The sequence below is a fragment of the Pseudomonas sp. ACM7 genome (assembly GCF_004136015.1).
In the GTDB taxonomy this organism is placed as follows: Bacteria; Pseudomonadota; Gammaproteobacteria; order Pseudomonadales; family Pseudomonadaceae; genus Aquipseudomonas; species Aquipseudomonas frigoris.
This window is the reverse complement of record NZ_CP024866.1, coordinates 4535292-4554892: the sequence shown is the minus strand read 5'-3', so window position 1 is coordinate 4554892 and position 19601 is coordinate 4535292. Positions and strand designations below refer to the sequence as shown.

The 19601-nt window shown below is 59.7% G+C and carries 24 protein-coding genes; 7 read left to right on the top strand and 17 right to left on the bottom strand.

Annotated elements, in window-relative coordinates; translation table 11 throughout:
- Positions 1–165 precede the first annotated feature (165 nt).
- On the top strand, positions 166–1164 hold the full coding sequence (locus CUN63_RS21575) for a sulfate ABC transporter substrate-binding protein (RefSeq protein WP_033056035.1): 999 nt from the start codon (positions 166–168) through the stop codon (positions 1162–1164).
- A 197-nt stretch (positions 1165–1361) separates the two neighbouring features.
- Here the strand turns inward: CUN63_RS21575 and CUN63_RS21565 are convergent, their stop codons facing one another.
- Positions 1362–1991 carry a hypothetical protein gene (locus CUN63_RS21565; RefSeq protein ID WP_178082667.1) on the bottom strand — a complete coding sequence of 210 codons (630 nt, stop codon included), beginning with the start codon at positions 1989–1991 and terminating at the stop codon, positions 1362–1364.
- A 235-nt stretch (positions 1992–2226) separates the two neighbouring features.
- On the opposite strand from CUN63_RS21565, the gene CUN63_RS21560 reads away from it, so the two are divergent.
- Positions 2227–3432, top strand: a complete 1206-nt coding sequence (locus CUN63_RS21560; RefSeq protein ID WP_129442245.1) for an MFS transporter — start codon at positions 2227–2229, stop codon at positions 3430–3432.
- A 93-nt stretch (positions 3433–3525) separates the two neighbouring features.
- On the opposite strand, the gene CUN63_RS21555 is transcribed toward CUN63_RS21560, so the two are convergent.
- Positions 3526–3930 carry a type II toxin-antitoxin system HicB family antitoxin gene (locus CUN63_RS21555; protein WP_056742059.1) on the bottom strand — a complete coding sequence of 135 codons (405 nt, stop codon included), beginning with the start codon at positions 3928–3930 and terminating at the stop codon, positions 3526–3528.
- Complete coding sequence (locus tag CUN63_RS21550; protein WP_129442243.1) at positions 3930–4142, bottom strand: type II toxin-antitoxin system HicA family toxin; 213 nt, start codon at positions 4140–4142, stop codon at positions 3930–3932. Before CUN63_RS21550 ends, CUN63_RS21555 begins: the two co-directional genes overlap by 1 nt.
- 280 nt (positions 4143–4422) lie before the next feature.
- On the opposite strand from CUN63_RS21550, the gene CUN63_RS21540 reads away from it, so the two are divergent.
- The 3 genes from CUN63_RS21540 to CUN63_RS21530 all read left to right on the top strand — a co-directional run bounded on the left by CUN63_RS21540 (position 4423) and on the right by CUN63_RS21530 (position 6737).
- A complete protein-coding gene (locus CUN63_RS21540) occupies positions 4423–5142 on the top strand; it encodes an SDR family oxidoreductase (RefSeq protein ID WP_129442241.1) in 720 nt (239 codons plus the stop codon).
- 146 nt (positions 5143–5288) lie between these two features.
- Positions 5289–6176: a LysR family transcriptional regulator gene (locus CUN63_RS21535; protein WP_129442239.1), complete on the top strand. Its 888-nt coding sequence runs from the start codon at positions 5289–5291 to the stop codon at positions 6174–6176.
- Positions 6177–6269: 93 nt separating this feature from the next.
- Positions 6270–6737: a helix-turn-helix domain-containing protein gene (locus CUN63_RS21530; RefSeq protein WP_129442237.1), complete on the top strand. Its 468-nt coding sequence runs from the start codon at positions 6270–6272 to the stop codon at positions 6735–6737.
- 220 nt (positions 6738–6957) lie between these two features.
- Here the strand turns inward: CUN63_RS21530 and CUN63_RS21525 are convergent, their stop codons facing one another.
- The 10 genes from CUN63_RS21525 to ccmA all read right to left on the bottom strand — a co-directional run bounded on the left by CUN63_RS21525 (position 6958) and on the right by ccmA (position 14322).
- A complete protein-coding gene (locus tag CUN63_RS21525; RefSeq protein ID WP_129442235.1) occupies positions 6958–7362 on the bottom strand; it encodes a hypothetical protein in 405 nt (134 codons plus the stop codon).
- Positions 7363–7376: 14 nt separating this feature from the next.
- Entirely contained in the window at positions 7377–8579 is a 1203-nt protein-coding gene (gene ccmI, locus CUN63_RS21520; RefSeq protein WP_129442233.1) for a c-type cytochrome biogenesis protein CcmI, read from the bottom strand.
- Positions 8572–9045 carry a cytochrome c-type biogenesis protein gene (locus CUN63_RS21515; protein ID WP_129442231.1) on the bottom strand — a complete coding sequence of 158 codons (474 nt, stop codon included), beginning with the start codon at positions 9043–9045 and terminating at the stop codon, positions 8572–8574. Before CUN63_RS21515 ends, ccmI begins: the two co-directional genes overlap by 8 nt.
- Positions 9042–9578: a DsbE family thiol:disulfide interchange protein gene (locus CUN63_RS21510; RefSeq protein WP_129442229.1), complete on the bottom strand. Its 537-nt coding sequence runs from the start codon at positions 9576–9578 to the stop codon at positions 9042–9044. Before CUN63_RS21510 ends, CUN63_RS21515 begins: the two co-directional genes overlap by 4 nt.
- Positions 9575–11563 (bottom strand): heme lyase CcmF/NrfE family subunit, encoded by a 1989-nt coding sequence (locus CUN63_RS21505; RefSeq protein WP_129442227.1) that lies wholly within the window; start codon positions 11561–11563, stop codon positions 9575–9577. Before CUN63_RS21505 ends, CUN63_RS21510 begins: the two co-directional genes overlap by 4 nt.
- Before the next feature lie 3 nt (positions 11564–11566).
- On the bottom strand, positions 11567–12022 hold the full coding sequence (gene ccmE / locus CUN63_RS21500; protein ID WP_129442225.1) for a cytochrome c maturation protein CcmE: 456 nt from the start codon (positions 12020–12022) through the stop codon (positions 11567–11569).
- Positions 12019–12195: a heme exporter protein CcmD gene (ccmD, locus tag CUN63_RS21495; protein ID WP_008145547.1), complete on the bottom strand. Its 177-nt coding sequence runs from the start codon at positions 12193–12195 to the stop codon at positions 12019–12021. Before ccmD ends, ccmE begins: the two co-directional genes overlap by 4 nt.
- Positions 12192–12947: a heme ABC transporter permease gene (locus CUN63_RS21490; protein WP_111451896.1), complete on the bottom strand. Its 756-nt coding sequence runs from the start codon at positions 12945–12947 to the stop codon at positions 12192–12194. Before CUN63_RS21490 ends, ccmD begins: the two co-directional genes overlap by 4 nt.
- Before the next feature lie 74 nt (positions 12948–13021).
- Positions 13022–13690 carry a heme exporter protein CcmB gene (ccmB, locus tag CUN63_RS21485; RefSeq protein WP_008155797.1) on the bottom strand — a complete coding sequence of 223 codons (669 nt, stop codon included), beginning with the start codon at positions 13688–13690 and terminating at the stop codon, positions 13022–13024.
- On the bottom strand, positions 13687–14322 hold the full coding sequence (ccmA, locus tag CUN63_RS21480; RefSeq protein WP_129442223.1) for a cytochrome c biogenesis heme-transporting ATPase CcmA: 636 nt from the start codon (positions 14320–14322) through the stop codon (positions 13687–13689). Before ccmA ends, ccmB begins: the two co-directional genes overlap by 4 nt.
- A 463-nt stretch (positions 14323–14785) precedes the next feature.
- Here ccmA and CUN63_RS21475 point away from each other — a divergent pair, with 463 nt between their 5' ends.
- Positions 14786–16360, top strand: coding sequence for a flagellar hook-length control protein FliK (locus CUN63_RS21475; RefSeq protein WP_129442221.1), 1575 nt, complete (start codon positions 14786–14788; stop codon positions 16358–16360).
- Positions 16357–16686 (top strand): EscU/YscU/HrcU family type III secretion system export apparatus switch protein, encoded by a 330-nt coding sequence (locus tag CUN63_RS21470; protein WP_129442219.1) that lies wholly within the window; start codon positions 16357–16359, stop codon positions 16684–16686. Before CUN63_RS21475 ends, CUN63_RS21470 begins: the two co-directional genes overlap by 4 nt.
- A gap of 116 nt (positions 16687–16802) precedes the next feature.
- On the opposite strand, the gene CUN63_RS21465 is transcribed toward CUN63_RS21470, so the two are convergent.
- The 4 genes from CUN63_RS21465 to CUN63_RS21450 form a co-directional block, all read right to left on the bottom strand.
- Positions 16803–17195, bottom strand: coding sequence for a DUF2802 domain-containing protein (locus tag CUN63_RS21465; protein WP_129442217.1), 393 nt, complete (start codon positions 17193–17195; stop codon positions 16803–16805).
- Entirely contained in the window at positions 17196–17681 is a 486-nt protein-coding gene (locus tag CUN63_RS21460) for a chemotaxis protein CheW (RefSeq protein ID WP_010456928.1), read from the bottom strand.
- Positions 17682–17769: 88 nt separating this feature from the next.
- A complete protein-coding gene (locus CUN63_RS21455) occupies positions 17770–18657 on the bottom strand; it encodes a CheW domain-containing protein (RefSeq protein WP_129442215.1) in 888 nt (295 codons plus the stop codon).
- A 117-nt stretch (positions 18658–18774) separates the two neighbouring features.
- The gene (locus CUN63_RS21450; protein WP_129442213.1) at positions 18775–19563 is read right to left on the bottom strand and encodes a ParA family protein; all 789 of its coding nucleotides are present in this window, start codon (positions 19561–19563) and stop codon (positions 18775–18777) included.
- Positions 19564–19601: the final 38 nt, after the last annotated feature.

Genomic DNA, 19601 nt, shown 5'->3' with positions numbered 1-19601 from the left:
TATGCGAGCCCCGTTATAGTCGCTGGCAAAACAGTGGCAACATCTCTTAGATAACTGACAACTAACCCGTAGGAGCTGCCGCAGGCTGCGATCTTTTGATCTTGAAGAATCAACATCAAAAGATCGCAGCCTGCGGCAGCTCCTACAAAGAACAAGGACTGCGCAGTGAAAAAACTCTTTGGCGCCTCACTTCTGGCCGCTGGCCTGGCACTGACCAGCATGGCTCAGGCCGCACCGACCCTGCTTAACGTTTCCTACGACGTGATGCGTGATTTCTACAAGGACTACAACACTGCCTTCCAGAAACACTGGCAAGCCGAGCACAACGAAAACATCACCCTGCAGATGTCCTTTGGTGGCTCCAGCAAACAGGCGCGCTCGGTGATCGATGGCCTGCCGGCTGACGTCATCACCATGAACATGGCTACCGACATCAACGCCCTGGCGGACAACGGCAAACTGGTCCCGGACAACTGGGTCACCCGCCTGCCGAACAACAGCGCGCCATTCACCTCAGCCACCGTATTCATCGTCCGCAAAGGCAACCCGAAAGCCCTGAAAGACTGGCCCGACCTGCTCAAGGACGGCGTACAGGTGATCGTGCCAAACCCGAAAACGTCGGGTAACGGCCGCTACACCTACCTCTCGGCCTGGGGTTATGTGCTGAAAAACGGTGGCGACGAAAGTAAAGCCAAAGACTTCGTCGGCAAGCTGTTCAAACAAGCGCCGGTGCTGGATACCGGTGGCCGCGCCGCCACTACGACCTTCATGACCAACCAGATTGGTGATGTGCTGGTGACCTTCGAAAACGAAGCGGAAATGATTGCCCGTGAGTTTGGTCGTGATCAGTTCGAAGTGATCTACCCAAGTGTTTCCGCCGAAGCCGAGCCGCCAGTGTCGGTGGTCGACAAAACCGTCGACAAGAAAGGCACCCGCGCTGCGGCCGAGGAATACCTGAAGTACCTGTGGTCGCCGGAAGGTCAGGAAATTGCGGCGGCGAACTACCTGCGTCCGCGTGATCCGGCGGTGTTGGCCAAGTACACCGATCGTTTCCCGAAAGTGGATTTCCTGTCAGTGGAGAAGACCTTTGGTGACTGGCGGACTGTGCAGAAGACCCACTTCAATGATGGCGGGATCTTTGATCAGATCTACAGCGGTCAGTAATTCCTGAGTCCAATGAAAAAGGCGACTTGAGAAGGTCGCCTTTTTTGTGGCCGCGGTTAGACACAAGACTTGTATCCAATGAAGATCCCCTGTGGGAGCGAGCTTGCTCGCGAAGCGGTCATAACCTTCAGCATAGATGTTGACTGTCACACCGCTTTCGCGAGCAAGCCCGCTCCCACAGGGGTTATCACCAGCCATTACATCGGCGGTGTAACACCATCCTTGCCGGCCGAGATGGATTGGGCGGTGAGCGTCCCGTCTGCACTCTGGGTCACAAACGTCACGATCTTCACCCCCACCTTCAGCAGGCTGCGATCCCCCGGCATCAGATTGACGATCGGCACATCCTCCGGCACCAGAATCTTCTGTTGCCCGCCCTTGTAGTTGACGGTCAAAATCCGGCCGTTGCTGACCACCAGATCGCCCACGCGGCCATTGGTCATGCTGCTGCCCTTGGCCAGATCGAACGGCCGATGTCCATCACCGCTACCAGCCAGCTCCGGTGGGAAGACATGGACTTCCAGCGCCTTGAGCGTGCCGTCTTCCTGAGGCACGGCCGCCGAACCGATGTAACTTCCGGGTTTGATGTCTTCGATGTTGGCCAGGGTGACGGCGCGGACTTTGGTGTCCTTGGTCAGGTTGATCACTACGTTTTCACCACTATTGACGTGCACTTTCAGCACGTCGGGGCTGACCCCGGTGATCTCGCCGCGAACCCCGATGCGCATGCCTGGCGCATCAGCAGCCTGGGCGAGACCTGCCGTGAACAAGCCGATCAAAGTAACAACTGAAGCGCCGCGAACCACGTGACGAAACATCGCATTCATGGAAGTGCCTTCCGGTTATGAAACGTGAGGACAGAACATAAGCACGCTATCGAACAGGATGTAAGTGAATGTATCATCGGACCTCGATATTTTGACGCAAGGCTCCTCGATGGACATCACACACGTCCGTCACTCATTCCGCAACGGAATGATTGCTATCACTCCAAACCCTCTTCTGCCCATTCCGATAGCCCTTTAGCCTGCGCGCATTCTCTTTTGCTCAGCGAGACCCGTTATGAACCCAGCGACCCAGGTGCCCCACGGCACCGCAACAATGACCCGAGGCATGGTGCTGCTGTTTGCCTTCTGCTGCGGCGCCATCGTTGCCAACATTTACTACGCCCAACCGATCATCGGCCTGATCGCGCCGGACATTGGCCTGACCAGCACCATGGCCAGCCTGATCGTTTCACTGACCCAGATCGGTTACGCGTTGGGCCTGTTCTTCCTGGTGCCGCTGGGCGATCTGCTGGAAAACCGCCGCTTGATGATCATTACCACGGTGGTGGCAATTGCCAGTCTGTTAGCCGCTGCGTTCACCGATCAGCCAAATGTGTTTTTGCTGATCTCGCTGCTGGTGGGGTTCAGTTCGGTGTCGGTGCAAATCCTGATTCCGCTGGCCGCGCATCTGGCACCGGAAGAGTCTCGCGGGCGTGTGGTCGGCGGGATCATGGGCGGTTTGCTGCTGGGGATTCTGTTGGCGCGACCGGTGTCCAGCGTGGTGGCTGACCACTTCGGCTGGCGCGCGATGTTTGTGATTGCGGCAGTGTTGATGGCGGCGATCAGCATCGTGCTGGCGCTGACCATTCCCAAGCGTCAGCCTGATCACAGCGCTTCTTATGGTCAGTTGCTGGGCTCTCTGTGGACCCTGTTGCGCCAACAACCGGTGTTGCGTCAGCGCGCGTTTTACCAGGGGTGCATGTTCGCCACCTTCAGCCTGTTCTGGACCGCCGTGCCGCTGGAACTGGCGCGCAATCATGGCTTGTCGCAAACCCAGATCGCGATCTTCGCCCTGGTCGGGGCCATTGGCGCCATCGCCGCCCCCATTGCCGGTCGACTGGCCGATGCCGGCCACACCCGCATCGCTTCACTGCTGGCCCTGCTGTTCGCCAGCCTGAGCTTCCTGCCCGCGTTCATCCATCCGGTCTACAGCGTCATCGGCCTTGCCGTCACCGGCGTGGTGCTCGACTTCTGCGTACAAATGAACATGGTCCTCGGCCAACGCGCGGTCTACGCCCTCGACGCCAAAAGCCGCAGTCGCCTGAATGCGCTGTACATGACCAGCATCTTCATCGGCGGCGCATTTGGTTCTTCGGTGGCCAGTGCTGTGTATGAACACGGCGGCTGGTTGTGGATCGTGATGGTGGGTAGCGCGTTTCCGCTGTTGGCGTTATTACGGTTTTTGAGTGTTTCGGAGAAGCGTTCGTTGGCGGCGGCGTGAAGCTTTAAAAGCATCGCGGGCAAGTCGGACCGCCGCACCGCTCGCTCCTACGGGAGCGAGGTTGATCTGCAATTGCTGTGTGACTGACACCATTCAGTGCCGAACCAACTTCTCCATCGCCGCATCTGCCAGAAATGAAGAGCGGCTTTTGACATTGTGCTCACGCACATAACGATCGATACGCTGGATCACATAGCCGGGCAGCGTCACATTGACCTTCTCGGTTTTGCCCATGTACGGCGCGATGTCCAGCTCCAGCATTCCCCAGCCCATGTCGGCAAAGTCCGGATTGCCACGGTGGGCGGCAGCAGATGTAGGCATGGGAATCGACTCCCCATCAGCCGCAATCTCCTGAAGCATGATGTGGGCAATCTCGACCGCCGCGTTGTAGGCGTCTTCAAACGTATCCCCGGCCGTTACGGCGCCTGGAATATCGGGGATCTGAATACCGATGGCGGTGTTCTCGTCGCCCCACTCGATACAGATTGGATATTGCATTATGGATCTCCTGCGTAACTGGCTCCCGGGCAATACAGCCCGGCTCGCCTCCTGATGCTTTTGACCGTCCCGATCGGCAAATCCTTTTTCGGATGAGGGACGGGTATCGTGTACGGGTTGTATCGGTGTTTGAAGAGGTGATGACTGCCGGCAATCCGATCCAGTATCCAGCCGGCCTCCTCCAACTCCTTGATCAATAGCCTGCTCTGCACCAATCGCCTCCTTGCTCAGGCCCAAACAAAAGTAACCCTAGAGTTATCTTTACTCAAGCACAAAAATCCGGAACGCGACGCTCGGTTGTTTTACAGAGTGTGATTGCGGGCGGCGGCATTCTTCCCAGGAATGAATACTTTGGCTCAGCCTAGTTCGTTACGCCGAGGTCAACCCGGATTACACTCAGCGTCCTGAGCCTGACGCGATGCTGGATGCGATTCGCGGCTGAACCGATCAAATGCCGCCGGACCCGCGGCATGTTCTTTCAAGGAGTGTGCAATGACCCGACGTACCTTTCTCATCACCGGTGCCAGCAAAGGCATCGGCCGTGCGGTCGCCGAGCACCTGGACCGCGCGGGTCATCGGGTGGTCGGAATCGCCCGATCGCCCGACCTGAGCTTTCCCGGCATCCTGTTTCCGCTGGATCTGAGCGACAGGGCACTGACTCAGGAAGTGCTGGCGGATCTGGCCAGGACTTATGAGTTCGACGGGCTGGTGAATAACGTCGGTCTGGTGCGCCCGCAGGTGCTGGGCGAAATCGACCTCGATACTTTCGACGACGTGATGCGCGTCAACCTGCATTCGGCTTTGCAGGCTACTCAGGCACTGCTGCCGAACATGCGCGCCAAGGCCTGGGGTCGGGTGGTGAACATTTCCAGCCTGACTGTGCTGGGTATTACGCAGCGCACCGCCTATGCGGCGGCCAAAGCGGCGGTGATCAACTTCACACGATCCTGGGCGCTGGAACTGGCGCAAACCGGCGTAACAGTGAACGCCGTGGCCCCGGGGCCAACTGAAACCGAACTGTTTCGCGCCAACAATCCGCCGGGCAGCGAAGGTGAGGCGCGGTATCTGGCCGGCGTGCCGATGGGTCGGCTGGGGCAACCGCAGGAGATCGCTGCGGCGATTGCGTTTTTGTTGTCCGAGCAGAGCGGGTTTATCACCGGGCAAACTCTGTTTGTCGACGGCGGGTCCTCGATAGGTAAAGCCGCGTTTTAACCAACAACACCAACCCCTGTGGGAGCGAGCTTGCTCGCGAAAGGGGCGGCACATCCAACATTGTTGAGGCTGACAGTCCGCTTTCGCGAGCAAGCTCGCTCCCACAGGGGATCTCAACATTATTCAGACTTGCACAAGGACCTGAGATGGACCGCCTCGGCGCAATGGAAACCTTCGTCTACGTGGTGGAAACCGGTTCGTTTTCCGCCGCCGCCCGGCGCCTGAACATCGGCCAGCCCGCCGTCTCGAAAGCCATCGCGCAATTGGAAGCGCGCCTTGCGGTCAGGCTGCTGTTGCGTTCGACCCGAGGTCTGACGCCGACCGAGGCGGGCCTGGCGTTTTTCGAGCGCTCCAAGCGCGCCATCGAAGAAGCCGATGAGGCTGACAATGCCGCTCGCGGTGCCGCCAGCGGCCTGAGCGGCAACCTGCGCATCTGTGCCGCCGTGACCTTCGGCCGGCTGCACATCGTTCCGCACCTGGGGACATTTCTCGAGCAGAACCCGGACCTGAACATCGACCTGATGCTGGATGACCGAAACGTCAATCTGGTGGAAGAAGGCGTCGACATCGCCCTGCGCATGGGCGCCTTGAGCGACTCCGGCCTCACCGCCCGCAAGATCGCCGAGTGTCGGCGCGTGGTGTTGGGCACGCCCGCCTATTTCGAAAAACATGGCGACCCCACCTGCCCTGCCGATCTGAGCAAACATCAAGCAGTCGTCTACACCTTGGGTGGCGGTGCCAATTGGCAGTTCCGCAACGGGACAGTTGATCAGTCAGTCATCATCAGCGGGCGAGTCCGCGTCAACGCCGCCGAAGGTTTACGTGAGGCGGTACTCGCTCACCAAGGGTTGACCATGGCATCGCAATGGATGTTTGCGCCAGAGCTGGCCAGTGGTTTGGTGAGGGAGGTTATGACGGAGTGGGCGCTGCCGAATCAGGATCTTTGGGCGGTGTTTCCTACGGGCAGGATGGCCAGTGCGAAGGCCCGGGCGTTTGTGGAGTATGTGCAGGGGTTGCTGACAAAAGACGTCTGATATTTCGATTATTTTGTTTATTTCGTTTATTGCGATTTTCGATTAATTCGAATAGCCTCCCAGCTTCGATTATTCAGAATATTGGAAACCGCCATGTCGCCTGTCATCCACCCGCCGATCACCTTGCCTATGGAGCGCGAAGTACAAGCTGCCATCGAGGGGCAGCGCGCCTTGGCGGCCTATCTCGCCACTCAATTCGAAACTCAGCACATCCAGATTTTCGACGAACAGAATGAAGCTCATAGCGTCGAATTGCCCACTTCGGCCCTCCGACTTCTAGTCGACATCCTGGCAGAGCTTGCTACGGGCAACGCTGTCAAAGTGGTCCCAGTTCACGCCGAATTGACCACCCAGGAAGCCGCCGACCTGCTTAACGTCTCACGCCCGCACCTGATCAAACTGCTGGAATCCGGCGAGTTGTCCTACCACAAAACCGGCAAGCACCGACGTGTGCGCTTTGCCGATTTGATGGACTATAAAAACCGGCGCGACACTGCCAGCGAGCAAGCAATGACGCTTCTCGCCGAGCAGGCACAAGCGTTAAGGACAGGATACGAGTGAGGCAATCCTCTTTTACCGCTGTATATGACGCATGTGTTCTGTACCCCGCGCCCTTGAGCTACGCAATCAAGATCAAAAAATCGCAGGCTTCGCCAGCTCCTACCTTTACCGCATACACCCGCCGGTCCTTGTCGTAAACGATCCTGTAGAAGCTGGCGAAGCCTGCGATCTTTTCAGACTCCAAAAAGCAAAACGGCGATCCAAGGATCGCCGTTTCTGTTTACTGCCCGAATTGCCGCCCCAACCCGCCCGGCACACCATGGATGTCTGTCTCTTCCCATGGCCCGTTCGGACTGATCGACCGGCTCCAGCCGTTGTCCCAGCGATAGTACGTGCGCTGGCGGTAGAAGGTGTTGGTCTGATCATCGAGTACGTACACGCCGAGCTTGGCATCCCAATGGCTGTTGCCACCCGGTGGCGGCGCGAAGCTCGCGGAGGTGCGTGGCAGCGGTTTGGCGGGCTTGGCCGGAATGCTCGGCTTGCCCGGTGTCGGTGTCGGGGACGGCGTCGGACGCGGCTGCGACGGCGGGATCGGTGGCAGCCGTTCAGGCTGCTGCGGTTGGACCACACAAGCACTTAACCCCAAAACCATACTGAGCAGGGTGATACGAGCGATGGCGGTCATAGTGGCGTTTCCTGTCATTTATCCGGGCTGTCGATGGTCAGTGTTTGCTGCGCAATGGTGCTGCTGGCCAGAGGCTGGCTGCGACCGATCCATTCGCCGGCAGTGGGTTTGCCGGCGCGGGAGATGCGCGCAACCAGTTGGACTTCAGGGAAGTTCGACAGTTTCAACTGCGGCATCATTGCGTCGGCATCGCCCAGCTCGACGGTCGCCGGCAAGTCGGCCACGGTCAGGCGCTTGGCGGCCAATGGCGCAGGAGGCCCTGCGGTGGCGCGGGCGAAGATGAATACGCTGTCGCCCGGCTGAACCTTGGCTTTGAGCTCTGGTGCCAGATCCACGCGCACCTTGAGCAGTGCCGCCACCTTGGCGGCGGGCGCCTGGGCCACCTTGCCGCCGCTGGCTTCGAGTTTCTCGGTGGCCCGAGTGATGCCGCCTTGCAGCGCGGCACGGGAACTGTCCTCCGGGGGCAGTTGCACCAGCAGGCGATTCCAGTAGTCGATGGCGTCCTGATAACGCTGGCTTTCAAAGGCAGCAATACCGAGCAAGCCAAGGCTGGTGACTTCTTTCGGATCGGCTTTCAGTGCTTCGTCGGTCAGGGCCTGAACCTTGTCCGACCACTTCTTGCCGTCGGCGAAGTACTGGGCCTGCGCCCATTGACCCAACAGTTCCGGCTGACGACCGGCCAGGTTCACCGTGCGTTCGAAGATCTTCGCCGCATCGCCAGGGCGATCCTGAGCCATGTACGTGCGACCAAGGAAGTACAAACCTTCGGCCGAATCCGGCTGAGCCGAGACCGCACGTTCCAGGCGACGGGTCATCTCTTCCATCGACTGCGGCGCCTGGGAAAATTCACGGGTCAGTTCGACCTTGTCGCTCGCCCCAAAATGCAAATACAGGCCAAGACCCAGCACCGGTACCAGAATCGCCGCCAGCAAGGGCCACGGTTTGCCCAGGCGGGACACACGCGGCACTTCGACGCCTTCGGTGTCGGCGAGCAATTCACGGGCGGCTTCGGCGCGACCGGTGTCCATTTGCGCGGCGTCGAGAACGCCCTCTTCCTGCTGAGTCTGCAACTCGGCCACACGCTCCTGATACAGCGCGACGTTCAGGGCCGTACGGTCCTCTTCAAGCTGGGCGCGACGACCACGCAGAACGGGAATCAACAGAAAACTCAGGGCAACCAGAAGTAGCAGACCTGCAGCGAGCCAGAAATCAATCATTCTTGGTTTTATCCAACAGGTGGTCGAGGCGCTCACGCTCCTCGGCAGAGAGCTCATCCTTGGTGTCAGCGCGTTGCACGCGACGACGGCGGACGATCACGGCGATGATCACAAAACCGCCCAGCAGCAGGCCGGCAGGGCCGAACCAGAGCAAAGCAGTCTTGGCGTTCAGAGCGGGTTTGTAGCGGACGAAATCACCGTAGCGGTCGACCATGAAGTCGATGATCTGCTGATTGTCCTTGCCCTCGCCGAGCATGCGGAAAATCTCTTTGCGCAGGTCGGCGGCGATCGGTGCGTTGGAATCGGCAATGTCCTGATTCTGGCACTTGGGGCAGCGCAGCTCTTTGGTCAGCTCGCGGAAACGCTCACGGTCGCCTTCTTTGGCGAACTCATACGTGTCGATGGCCGCGTGCGCCACGCCGGCCATGCTCAAACCCAATACTGCGGCAGCTATCCAGCGCTTCATGGCTTGGCCTCATCGACCAGCGCCTGATACTTGGCCGCCAGTTTTTCGCGCCAGACCTGTTCATCGATCACACCAACGAACTTGTCGCGGATGATGCCCTTGGCGTCGATGAAGAAGGTTTCCGGAGCGCCATACACACCCAGGTTCAGACCCAATGTGCCTGCGTCGTCACGGATGTCCAACTGGTACGGATTGTGGAATTCCACCAGCCACTTCAAGGCGTCAGCGTTGACGTCCTTGTAGTTGATGCCGTAGATCAGCACGCCCTTCTCGGCCAGTTTATTCAGCACCGGGTGCTCGACCCGGCAGGAAATGCACCAGGTGCCCCAGACGTTGACCAGTGCCGGTTTACCCAGAATGTCGGCCTTGGTCAGGGTCTTGTCGCCCTGCACGGCCGGCAGGGAAAACTCCGGGAACGGCTTGTTGATCATCGCCGAAGGCAGCTCGGCCGGGTCCAGATAGAGCCCGCGATAAAGGAAAACAGCCACCACCAGAAAAATCACCAGTGGCAACAGCATCAACCAACGTCTCATGCCGTGGCTCCCGTCATGCCCAGTGCTTCACGCACACGGCTTTTTACCTTGACCCGGTAACGGCGATCCAGTGCCGCCAGCAACCCGCCCAAACCAGTGAGCAGCCCACCGAACCAGATCCAGCGCACGAACGGTTTGACGTGGACGCGAACGGCCCAAGCGCCGTCGCCCAACGGTTCGCCGAGTGCGACGTAGAGGTCGCGGGTGAAACCGGCGTCGATCCCGGCTTCGGTCATCACCGAGTTCTGCACGGTGTAGAGGCGTTTTTCCGGGTGCAGCACGCTGACTTCCTTGCCGTTGCGGATCACCCGTACGGTGCCCTTGTCAGACGTAAAGTTCGGGCCTTCGAAGTGTTTGGCGCCTTCGAACACGAAGTGGTAACCGGCCAGGTCCATGGACTCGCCCGGCGCCAGGCGCAAATCGCGCTCGGCACTGTTCTGGCTCGACAGCACGACGCCGAGGGCACACACGGCGATGCCGAGGTGAGCGACCTGCATGCCCCAATAACTGCGGGTGAGGGTCGGCAGACCTTTGATCAGGCCTTTGTGGCGAGTCTTGTCGAAGATGTCACGCACACCGGCCAGCAACACCCAGGCCGCGAGCATGAACGTCGCAATCACCGCCCAATTGAAATCGCCATAAGCGACACCGGCTACCACGGCCAGCGCGGCGCTGCCGAGCAACACCGGGGTCAACATGCTCAACAGCCATTTGACCGGAGTGTCTTTCCAGCGCACCAGCATGCCGACTGCCATCACCATCATCAGCAAGGCCATCAACGGGATGAACAGTGCGTTGAAGTACGGCGGGCCGACCGACAGCTTGGCGCCGGTCATCGCATCGAGGATCAGCGGATACAACGTGCCGAGCAGAATCATCGACGCCGCCACTACCAGCACCAGGTTGTTACCCAGTAGCAGGGTTTCCCGGGACCAGAGGTTGAAGCCGACGTGGCTTTTCACCACGGGAGCGCGCAGGGCGAACAGCGTCAGCGAACCACCGACCACGAACAGCAGGAAGATCAGGATGAACACGCCGCGTTCAGGGTCGGACGCAAAGGCGTGAACCGAGGTCAGCACGCCGGAACGTACGAGGAAGGTCCCCAGCAAGCTCAACGAGAAGGCAGCGATGGCCAGCAACACGGTCCAGCTCTTGAACACGCCACGTTTTTCCGTGACCGCCAAGGAGTGAATCAGCGCCGTACCCACCAGCCATGGCATGAAGGAGGCGTTTTCCACCGGATCCCAGAACCACCAGCCGCCCCAGCCGAGTTCGTAGTACGCCCACCATGAACCGAGGGTGATGCCGATACCGAGGAAGGCCCAGGCGACGATGGTCCACGGACGGGACCAGCGAGCCCACGCCGCATCAAGACGACCGCCCAGCAGTGCAGCGATGGCGAAAGCGAAGGCCACGGAGAAACCGACATAGCCCATGTACAGCATCGGCGGATGAACGATCAGGCCGATGTCTTGCAGCAGTGGGTTGAGATCACGACCGTCCGCAGGAATCTGCGGCAGGATCCGTGCAAACGGGTTGGACGTGAGGATCAGGAACAGCAGGAAACCCGTGCTGATCATGCCCATCACTGCCAGAACGCGAGCCAGCATCACTTGCGGCAATTGTCGGGAGAACACCGACACCGCGAAGGTCCAGCCGCCGAGAATCAACGCCCACAGCAGCAACGACCCTTCGTGAGCGCCCCACACCGCGCTGAACTTGTAGTACCACGGCAATGCGCTGTTGGAGTTGCTGGCAACGTAGGCGACGGAGAAATCGTCGGCCATGAAGGCGTAAGTCAGGCAACCGAAGGCGAACAGCAGAAACGCGAATTGCCCCCAGGCGGCCGGTTGGGCGAGGCTCATCCACAAGCGGTCACCGCGCCAGGCACCGAGCAACGGCACGATGGCCTGAACCAGCGCGAAACACAGCGCCAGAATCATGGCCAGATGGCCGAGTTCAGGAATAAAGAGTCCGGACGTCATCGATCAACCCTCCTTCGCGGGCGTTGGAGCAGATTGACCGCTGTCTTTCAAAGCCTTGGTCACTTCCGGCGGCATGTACTTCTCGTCGTGCTTGGCCAGCACTTCGTCGGCCACCACCACGCCGTCGGCGTTGATCTTGCCCAGGGCAACGATGCCCTGCCCTTCGCGGAACAGGTCCGGAAGGATGCCGAGGTAGCTGATGGTCACGGATCTATTGAAGTCGGTGACGATGAATTTCACGTCCAGCGAATCGCCGGAGCGTTGCAGCGAACCTTTCTCGACCATGCCGCCAGCGCGGATCCGCGTGTCTTGCGGGGCTTCGCCGTTGGCGATCTGAGTCGGGGTGTAAAACAGATTGATGTTCTGCTGCAGGGCGCTCAGGGCCAGGCCGACAGCAGCGCCGACACCGACCAGGATCGCGAGAATGATGATAAGACGCTTTTTGCGCAGCGGATTCACTTGCCGTTCTCCCGGCGCAGACGACGCGCCTCTTGTTGCAGATACCGCTTGCGGGCCAGGATCGGCGCCGCCACGTTGAGGGCCAGCACCGCCAGGCAGATGCCATAGGCTGACCAGACATACAGGGCATGATGGCCCATGGCGAGGAAGTCGCCGAATGAAGCAAAACTCATCGAGCGGCCTCCAGACTGTTCTGCACTTCGGCCTTGACCCAACTGGCGCGGGCTTCGCGCTTGAGCACTTCAAGGCGCATGCGCAGCAGCAACACCGCGCCGAAGAAACAGTAGAAACCCAGCACCGTCAGCAGCAGTGGCAGCCACATCTCGGCGGGCATCGCCGGTTTTTCAGTGAGGGTGAACGTCGCGCCCTGGTGCAGGGTGTTCCACCACTCCACCGAGTATTTGATGATCGGGATGTTGATCACGCCGACAATCGCCAATACCGCGCAGGCCTTGGCGGCACTGTCACGATTGCTGATCGCGTTGCCCAGCGCAATAAGACCGAAGTACAGAAACAACAGAATAAGCATGGACGTAAGTCGTGCATCCCAGACCCACCACGAGCCCCAGGTCGGTTTGCCCCAGATCGCGCCGGTGACCAGCGCCACGGCGGTCATCCACGCGCCGATGGGCGCCGCGCATTGCAGGGCGACGTCGGCCAGCTTCATCTTCCAAACCAGCCCGACGATGCCGCACACCGCCAGCATCACGTAGATGGACTGGGCCAGCATGGCGGCCGGAACGTGGATATAAATGATGCGAAAGCTGTTGCCTTGCTGGTAGTCCGGCGGCGCGAAGGCCAGGCCCCACACTACACCAACGCTGATCAGCAGCAACGCCGCGACGCTCAGCCACGGCAGCAGTTTGCCACTGATGCCGTAAAACCATTTGGGCGAGCCGAGCTTATGAAACCAAGTCCAGTTCATTACTGTTTCCATCACGGTTGCTCTTCGCTATGAAGAGCCAGGGTCTTTGCTGATCAAATTTTGACCAGACCTCATTATTCGCCGACGCTGATCTTCAGGCCAGCAGCTATTGCAAAAGGTGTCAGGGTTATCGCCAGGGCGGTCAGGCTACCAAGCCACAAGAGATAACCGGTCGCCGGCATTCCCTGCAATGCCGCCTGCAAGGCGCCACTACCAAGAATCAACACCGGGATGTACAACGGCAGAATCAGCAGTGCGAGCAACAGGCCACCACGCTTCAATCCCACCGTCAGTGCTGCGCCCACCGCACCGAGCAGGCTCAGCACCGGTGTACCCAGCAACAAAGAAAGCAGCAACACCGGCAGACAGGCGGTTGGCAAACCGAGCATCAATGCCAGTAATGGAGCGAGCAAAACCAGTGCCAGGCCAGAGAAGGACCAGTGTGCCAGTACCTTGGCCAAAACCAGAAGAGGCAGGGGGTGCGACGAAAGGACCCACTGTTCAAGCGATCCGTCTTCGAAATCACTGCGGAAAAGCCCGTCCAGCGAGAGCAAAACCGATAAAAGGGCCGCTACCCAGACCAGTCCCGGAGACAAGGTTTGCAACAATTGAGACTCGGGTCCGACCGCCAACGGGAACAGGGAAACGACGATCGCGAAGAATACGAGCGGATTGGCCAACTCCGCCGGACGGCGGAACAACAATCGGGCTTCACGGGCGACCAACAGGCCGAAAACACTCATACGGCCCAGTTCCCCAGATCAATGTCGCGATAGCCGGCCGGAATCCGGGTCAGCGTGTGGTGAGTGGTCAAGACCACCATGCCACCGCGCTCGCAGTGTGCGGCCAGGTGTTCTTCGAGTTGCGCCACGCCTTGTTTGTCGAGCGCGGTGAATGGCTCATCGAGGATCCATAGCGGCGGACTTTCCAGGTACAGCCGCGCTAACGCGACCCGGCGTTGCTGCCCGGCAGACAACGTATGGCAAGGAACATCCTCGAAACCGCGCAGTCCGACGGCCGTCAGCGCTTGCCAGATCGCCTCATGGGAGGCCGGTTGATGCAAGGCGCAGAGCCAGCTCAAATTCTCTTCCGGCGTCAGCAGATCCTTGATCCCGGCGGCATGACCGATCCACAGCAGGTTGCGCGCCAGCTCAAAGCGTTGCTCGTTCAATGGCTGGCCGTTGAGCAGCACCTGACCGGCAGTCGGCTGCATCAGACCGCAAAGCAGACGTAAAAGGCTGGTTTTGCCGCTGCCGTTAGGGCCGCTGATTTGCAACATTTCGCCACTGGCCAGTCTCAATTCGAGATTTTCGAAGAGCAGCCGAAGGTCTCGCTCACAGGCGAGGGCAACGGTTTGCAGGACAGGACTGGTCAAGAGATCACGGGCCTTTTGGGTTCAAGTCGGCAGTGGAGCGGCCGTTAAAGATATGCAGGATAAATGCATTGGCGGCCCGTTCTAAGGAGCTGGATCAAGTATTTGAAATGTTTTCAGCGCCCCGGATACAACGGGGCGGCATTATACATGCCATGCCCCAACAGGGCGTGTTGACGTTAAATGATGGTCGCGCCGCCACCCCGGAAGGCACAAGACTAGGCATGAGGAGCGAAGTTTGGTATTCCAAATGAGTAACGAATAACGACGTATTGCGCCTTCCGGGGTGGCGGCCCTTCGGGTTGGCGTTGTGAGCATGCCATGCTGCGTTGCAAGACTTGGTAAGGAAACGACCCTTACCGGCGTCTTGCGCCTTGCCTGGCACGCTCACAACACCAACGCGATCCATCATTTAACGTCAACACGCCCTGTTCAAGAGGGCAATTTCCTCAGGTTGTGACCGCGTATGACAGGCGAAATGAACATCCTCCCGCTACCGCAGACCACGCCCGCGACTTCGCGGCCGCTGGTGGTAAGTGGCGACCTGCTGAAGTTACTGACGCCGATGGAGGGCCTGATCACTGCGGGCCAGACCGCCAAGGCCGAAGTGCTGTCACTCAAGCAGGCGGATCAGACCTTTCAACTGTTGCTCAAGGTCACCCTCGACAGCGGCCGTCAGACCACGGTCCAGGCCACCAGCACCCAACCGTTGCCTCAGGGCACCAGCCTGGCGATCACCCAGCCGTCGGCGGGTAATCTGGCCGTCACCGTGCAACAGGCCATCGCCTCCAGCATCGCCACCCTCACCCGTATCGACACGGCGCAACTGCCCGTCGGCACCCTGCTGCAAGGCAAAGTGCTGACCTCTCAGGTGTTGCCGCAGGTGCCGGGCCAGCCGACGGTGTTTCGCTCGATGGTGAGCTTGCTCAACACCGCGTTGAGCGGCAGCACCCTGAGCATCGACAGCCCGACGCCGCTGCGCATCGGTACCTTGCTGAGCGCGCTGGTGCAGGACACCCAGACGCTGAAGTTCGTGCCATTGAGCAGTCGTCAGGAGCAATTGGCGGTGACCCAACAACTGGTCAGTCAACAGAGTCGCCAGGGTTCGTTGGATGGCCTGCTCAAGCTCCTGCAAAACCTGCCGTCCTCGAATCAGACCTCCAGTGATCTGCGTGCCGCCGTCGACAAGTTGCTCGCCGGCCTGCCCGATGTTCAACAACTCAGCACGCCAAAGGGGCTGGCCCAGGCACTGGCCAATAGCGGGCTGTTCCTTGAAGCCAAACTGCTCAGCGGTCAGAACCCGACGCTGGCCCCGGACATGAAAGGCGATCTGCTCAAGCTGATCGCACAACTGACGCCAGGCCTGCCGGCCAACACCAATCTCAACGCGATCATTGCCGCCAACACTTTGGCCCAGGCCATGCCGAACTTCGTGCGCAGCGCCCTCGGCATGCTCGGTCAGGTCAGCGCCAAACCGCAGCCCACCAGCTTCCCGCTGCCCGAACGGCTGTTACAAAGCATGGACGGCGAAGGCGATCTCGAGCACTTGCTGCGTTTGGCCGCAGCGGCTGTTTCACGCCTGCAAAGCCATCAACTGTCGAGCCTGGAACAGACCGGCGTCACTGACGACGGACGGTTGATGAGCACCTGGCAACTGGAAATCCCGATGCGCAATCTGCAGGACATCGTGCCGTTGCAGGTCAAGTTCCAGCGCGAAGACGCGCCCGAGAAAGAACAACAAAACGAACGCCGCGACGAGCGCGAACCCAAACAACAATTGTGGCGAGTGGACCTGGCATTCGACATGGAGCCTTTGGGCCCGCTGCAGATTCAGGCACAACTGATCAAAGGCAGCCTGTCCAGCCAGCTGTGGGCCGAACGCCCGTACACCGCCAGCCTGATCGAAAGTAACCTGGCCGAACTGCGTCAGCGCCTGCTGGCCTCCGGCCTGAATGTCGGCGATCTCGATTGCCACCTTGGCACACCGCCACAGGGCCCTCAAACCCGTCTCGAACAACGCTGGGTCGACGAAACCGCATGAAAAACCCCAACACCCCGCGCCAGGCCATCGCGCTCAAGTACGACGGCACCCACGCCCCTACCCTCACGGCCAAAGGTGACGAAGCACTGGCCGAAGCCATTCTGAAGATTGCCCGCGATTATGAAGTGCCCATCTACGAAAACGCCGAGCTGGTGAAACTGCTGGCGCGGATGGAATTGGGGGAGAGTATTCCGCAGGAGTTGTATCGCACGATTGCCGAGATTATTGCGTTTGCGTGGAATTTGAAGGGTAAGTTCCCCAAGGGGCAAGATCCGGATGCGGCGATGATCGAGAAGGACATTACCGAGCGCGGGGATGACTATTGATTCTGTGTTGAATGCAAAAAGATCGCAGCCTCGTTTCACTCGACAGCTCCTACACGGGGTAAGCCATCCCAATGTAGGAGCTGTCGAGTGAAACGAGGCTGCGATCTTTTGATCTGTCAGTTCTTGTGCAACTTACTCATCAACTCCGCCTCAGCCTGGGTCAAGCCGCAGGATTGAGTCAGTTCATCGACGCTCGCGCCCATACCGACCAGTTTTGCCGCCTGGGCAAACGACAGGCTCGACGGATCGCGCTGTTCCAGCTGAGCCAGTTTGTCCGTTAACGGGCCCACCACCGCGCGCAGTTCGTGCAGGTCTTCACCCATGCGCACGTTGCCGCTCTGGTAGTCGTCAACTCGCTTGCCCAGGTCCTTGATGCGCTGATCGCGCAGCGCATCGCCCTGGGCCTGTTGCGCGGCGATCAGTCGTTGGCCTCGTATGTACGCCAGAAACATCGCCAGCGTGCCTGCCCAGAAGAGGAACAGGACAATGACCGCTACCTCAAGAATCAATCAGATGTTCTCCAGGTCCGACCATTCTTCTTCGCTCATCATCTTGTCCAGCTCGACCAGGATCAGCAGTTCGTTGTTCTTGTTGCACACGCCTTGAATGAACTTGGCGGATTCTTCGTTACCGACGTTCGGCGCGGTTTCGATTTCCGACTGACGCAGGTAAACCACTTCGGCCACGCTGTCGACCATGATCCCGACGACTTGCTTGTCGGCTTCGATGATGACGATACGGGTGTTGTCACTGATCTCGGCATTCATCAGGCCGAAGCGCTGACGGGTGTCAATCACGGTGACCACATTACCGCGCAGGTTGATGATGCCCAGCACGTAGCTCGGGGCACCCGGGACCGGGGCGATTTCGGTGTAACGCAGGACTTCCTGAACGCGCATCACGTTGATGCCGTAGGTTTCGTTGTCCAGTTTGAAGGTCACCCATTGCAGGATCGGATCTTCAGAACCTTTTGCATTCGTCGCTTGACTACTCATACCCTGACCCCTCGAAAAACCGCTTCTGGCGGTGTGTGTTCTGTTGGCGGCATTCAACAATGCCGTCGCATACTTGTTATGTCGGCAGCTATGTCGGTTTGTGTAGCGGCTTGCTGCCGCTCATGTGCTTTGCCCCACCGCTGGCGATCAACTCGGCCAGGGCGGAAACGTCCAGCAATGCACACATGTGCTCAATTACCGTGCCGGCGAGCCATGGCCGCTGACCTCGATGACTTCTCCATTTGATTTCGTTCGGGTCCAGGCGCAACGAGCGGCTGACCTGATGCACCGCCAGCCCCCACTCGTAGCCCTGAACCGAAATAACGTATTGCAGGCCCTGGCGGAAATCGTCGCGGTAGCGGTCCGGCATGACCCAACGCGCGGTGTCCAATACCTTCAGGTTGCCGGCCTGGCTCGGCAGGATCCCGAGGAACCACTCCGGCTGACCGAACAGCGGTGTCAGCTCGTGACCGGCCAGGGAATATATCGAGCCCAGACATACCAGCGGCACCGCCAGGGTCAGCCCGGCGACATCGAACAACAGGCATTCGAATGGCTCGGCGGCCCAGGACGGGCGACCATCGGTTTCCACTGGTGGTGGCGTGTTGCTCGGTGGCAGGTGGACTTCGACCACCGGCGGCACCAAGGCTTGCAGCAACGGTGCGATGGTCGAGATCGGTGCGAGAACCGGCGCTGGTGCTTCGATCACGGCTACCGGTGCTTTCTCAACGACTGCCGCTACTACTGGCGCGGCAGCGACGGCAGGTTTCTGCGCATCACGGGCCTGCTCTTCGAGCACAGCAGCCTGGAACTCGTCCAGCGCGGCTTCAACCTCGAGCGCTTCAACAACCTCGACGACTTCAACCAGCGCTTCGACTTCCAACGGCAACTCTTCGGTCGCCTCCATCAGCAAGCTGTCCAGATAAGACTGCAGCGCCAGTTGCGGACGCGAGGTAACCTTCACCGGCCGGTTCATGCGCGCACCACCGTAGGAGCTGCCGCAGGCTGCGATCTTTTGGCGATTTCAAGGACGTCACAAAGCAAGATCAAAAGATCGCAGCCTGCGGCAGCTCCTACAGGAATTGGGTTCATCTCACGCCACCTGCGGAACAAGTTGTGCGGCCAGCAGATGCTTGAGCAGTGCGCGGTACGCGAGAACACCACGGCTCTTGCCGTCGAACTGCGAAGGCGTCACGCCGGCACGGCTGGCGTCACGCAAGCGGGTATCGACCGGGATGTAGCCCTGCCAGATTTCTTCCGGGTATTTGTCGCGCAACACCCGCAGCGTTCCGAGGGACGCCTGCGTGCGGCGGTCGAACAAAGTCGGCACGATACAGAAAGGCAGCGCCTGTTTACGCGAACGGTTGATCATCGCCAGGGTGTTGACCATGCGTTCCAGGCCTTTGACCGCCAGGTGTTCGGTCTGCACCGGAATCACCAATTGCTGGCTCGCCGCCAAGGCATTGACCATCAGCACGCCGAGCAACGGCGGACTGTCGATCACGGCGTAATCGAAATCCTGCCAAAGTTGCGCCAGGCTCTTGGCAATCACCAGGCCCAAACCACTCTGCCCCGGCGACTGGCGCTCGAGGGTCGCGAGTGCGGTGCTTGATGGCAGCAGGGAAATACTCTCGTGGCTGGTGGGCAACAGCAACTGACCGGGCAAGCCTTGCGGCACACTGCCCTTGTGCAGGAACAGGTCGTAGCTGCTGTGTTCCAGGCTGTCGGGGTCGTAACCGAAGTAGCTGGTCATGGAGCCGTGCGGGTCGAGATCGACCACAACCACGCGCTTGCCCGCCTCGGCCAGTAAACCGGCTAAAGCGATAGAGGAAGTGGTTTTACCGACACCACCCTTTTGATTGGCGACTGCCCAGACTCTCATTCGGATTGTTCCTCCCGGTCGAAATGGTCGACCGAGGA

What these genes read in the sequence shown, in the direction of transcription:
- CUN63_RS21560 (WP_129442245.1), top strand. Translation starts at nt 2,227, where the DNA reads ATGAACCCAGCGACCCAGGTGCCCCACGGCACCGCAACAATGACCCGA.
- ccmB (WP_008155797.1), bottom strand. Translation starts at nt 13,690, where the DNA reads ATGAGTGTTTTCGGCCTGTTGGTCGCCCGTGAAGCCCGATTGTTGTTC.
- ccmD (WP_008145547.1), bottom strand. Translation starts at nt 12,195, where the DNA reads ATGAGTTTTGCTTCATTCGGCGACTTCCTCGCCATGGGCCATCATGCC.
- CUN63_RS21515 (WP_129442231.1), bottom strand. Translation starts at nt 9,045, where the DNA reads ATGAAGCGCTGGATAGCTGCCGCAGTATTGGGTTTGAGCATGGCCGGC.
- CUN63_RS21530 (WP_129442237.1), top strand. Translation starts at nt 6,270, where the DNA reads ATGTCGCCTGTCATCCACCCGCCGATCACCTTGCCTATGGAGCGCGAA.
- CUN63_RS21490 (WP_111451896.1), bottom strand. Translation starts at nt 12,947, where the DNA reads ATGAACTGGACTTGGTTTCATAAGCTCGGCTCGCCCAAATGGTTTTAC.
- CUN63_RS21470 (WP_129442219.1), top strand. Translation starts at nt 16,357, where the DNA reads ATGAAAAACCCCAACACCCCGCGCCAGGCCATCGCGCTCAAGTACGAC.
- CUN63_RS21460 (WP_010456928.1), bottom strand. Translation starts at nt 17,681, where the DNA reads ATGAGTAGTCAAGCGACGAATGCAAAAGGTTCTGAAGATCCGATCCTG.
- ccmI (WP_129442233.1), bottom strand. Translation starts at nt 8,579, where the DNA reads ATGATTGATTTCTGGCTCGCTGCAGGTCTGCTACTTCTGGTTGCCCTG.
- CUN63_RS21505 (WP_129442227.1), bottom strand. Translation starts at nt 11,563, where the DNA reads ATGACGTCCGGACTCTTTATTCCTGAACTCGGCCATCTGGCCATGATT.
- CUN63_RS21450 (WP_129442213.1), bottom strand. Translation starts at nt 19,563, where the DNA reads ATGAGAGTCTGGGCAGTCGCCAATCAAAAGGGTGGTGTCGGTAAAACC.
- CUN63_RS21535 (WP_129442239.1), top strand. Translation starts at nt 5,289, where the DNA reads ATGGACCGCCTCGGCGCAATGGAAACCTTCGTCTACGTGGTGGAAACC.
- CUN63_RS21565 (WP_178082667.1), bottom strand. Translation starts at nt 1,991, where the DNA reads ATGAATGCGATGTTTCGTCACGTGGTTCGCGGCGCTTCAGTTGTTACT.
- CUN63_RS21555 (WP_056742059.1), bottom strand. Translation starts at nt 3,930, where the DNA reads ATGCAATATCCAATCTGTATCGAGTGGGGCGACGAGAACACCGCCATC.
- CUN63_RS21455 (WP_129442215.1), bottom strand. Translation starts at nt 18,657, where the DNA reads ATGAACCGGCCGGTGAAGGTTACCTCGCGTCCGCAACTGGCGCTGCAG.
- CUN63_RS21510 (WP_129442229.1), bottom strand. Translation starts at nt 9,578, where the DNA reads ATGAGACGTTGGTTGATGCTGTTGCCACTGGTGATTTTTCTGGTGGTG.
- CUN63_RS21475 (WP_129442221.1), top strand. Translation starts at nt 14,786, where the DNA reads ATGACAGGCGAAATGAACATCCTCCCGCTACCGCAGACCACGCCCGCG.
- CUN63_RS21525 (WP_129442235.1), bottom strand. Translation starts at nt 7,362, where the DNA reads ATGACCGCCATCGCTCGTATCACCCTGCTCAGTATGGTTTTGGGGTTA.
- CUN63_RS21540 (WP_129442241.1), top strand. Translation starts at nt 4,423, where the DNA reads ATGACCCGACGTACCTTTCTCATCACCGGTGCCAGCAAAGGCATCGGC.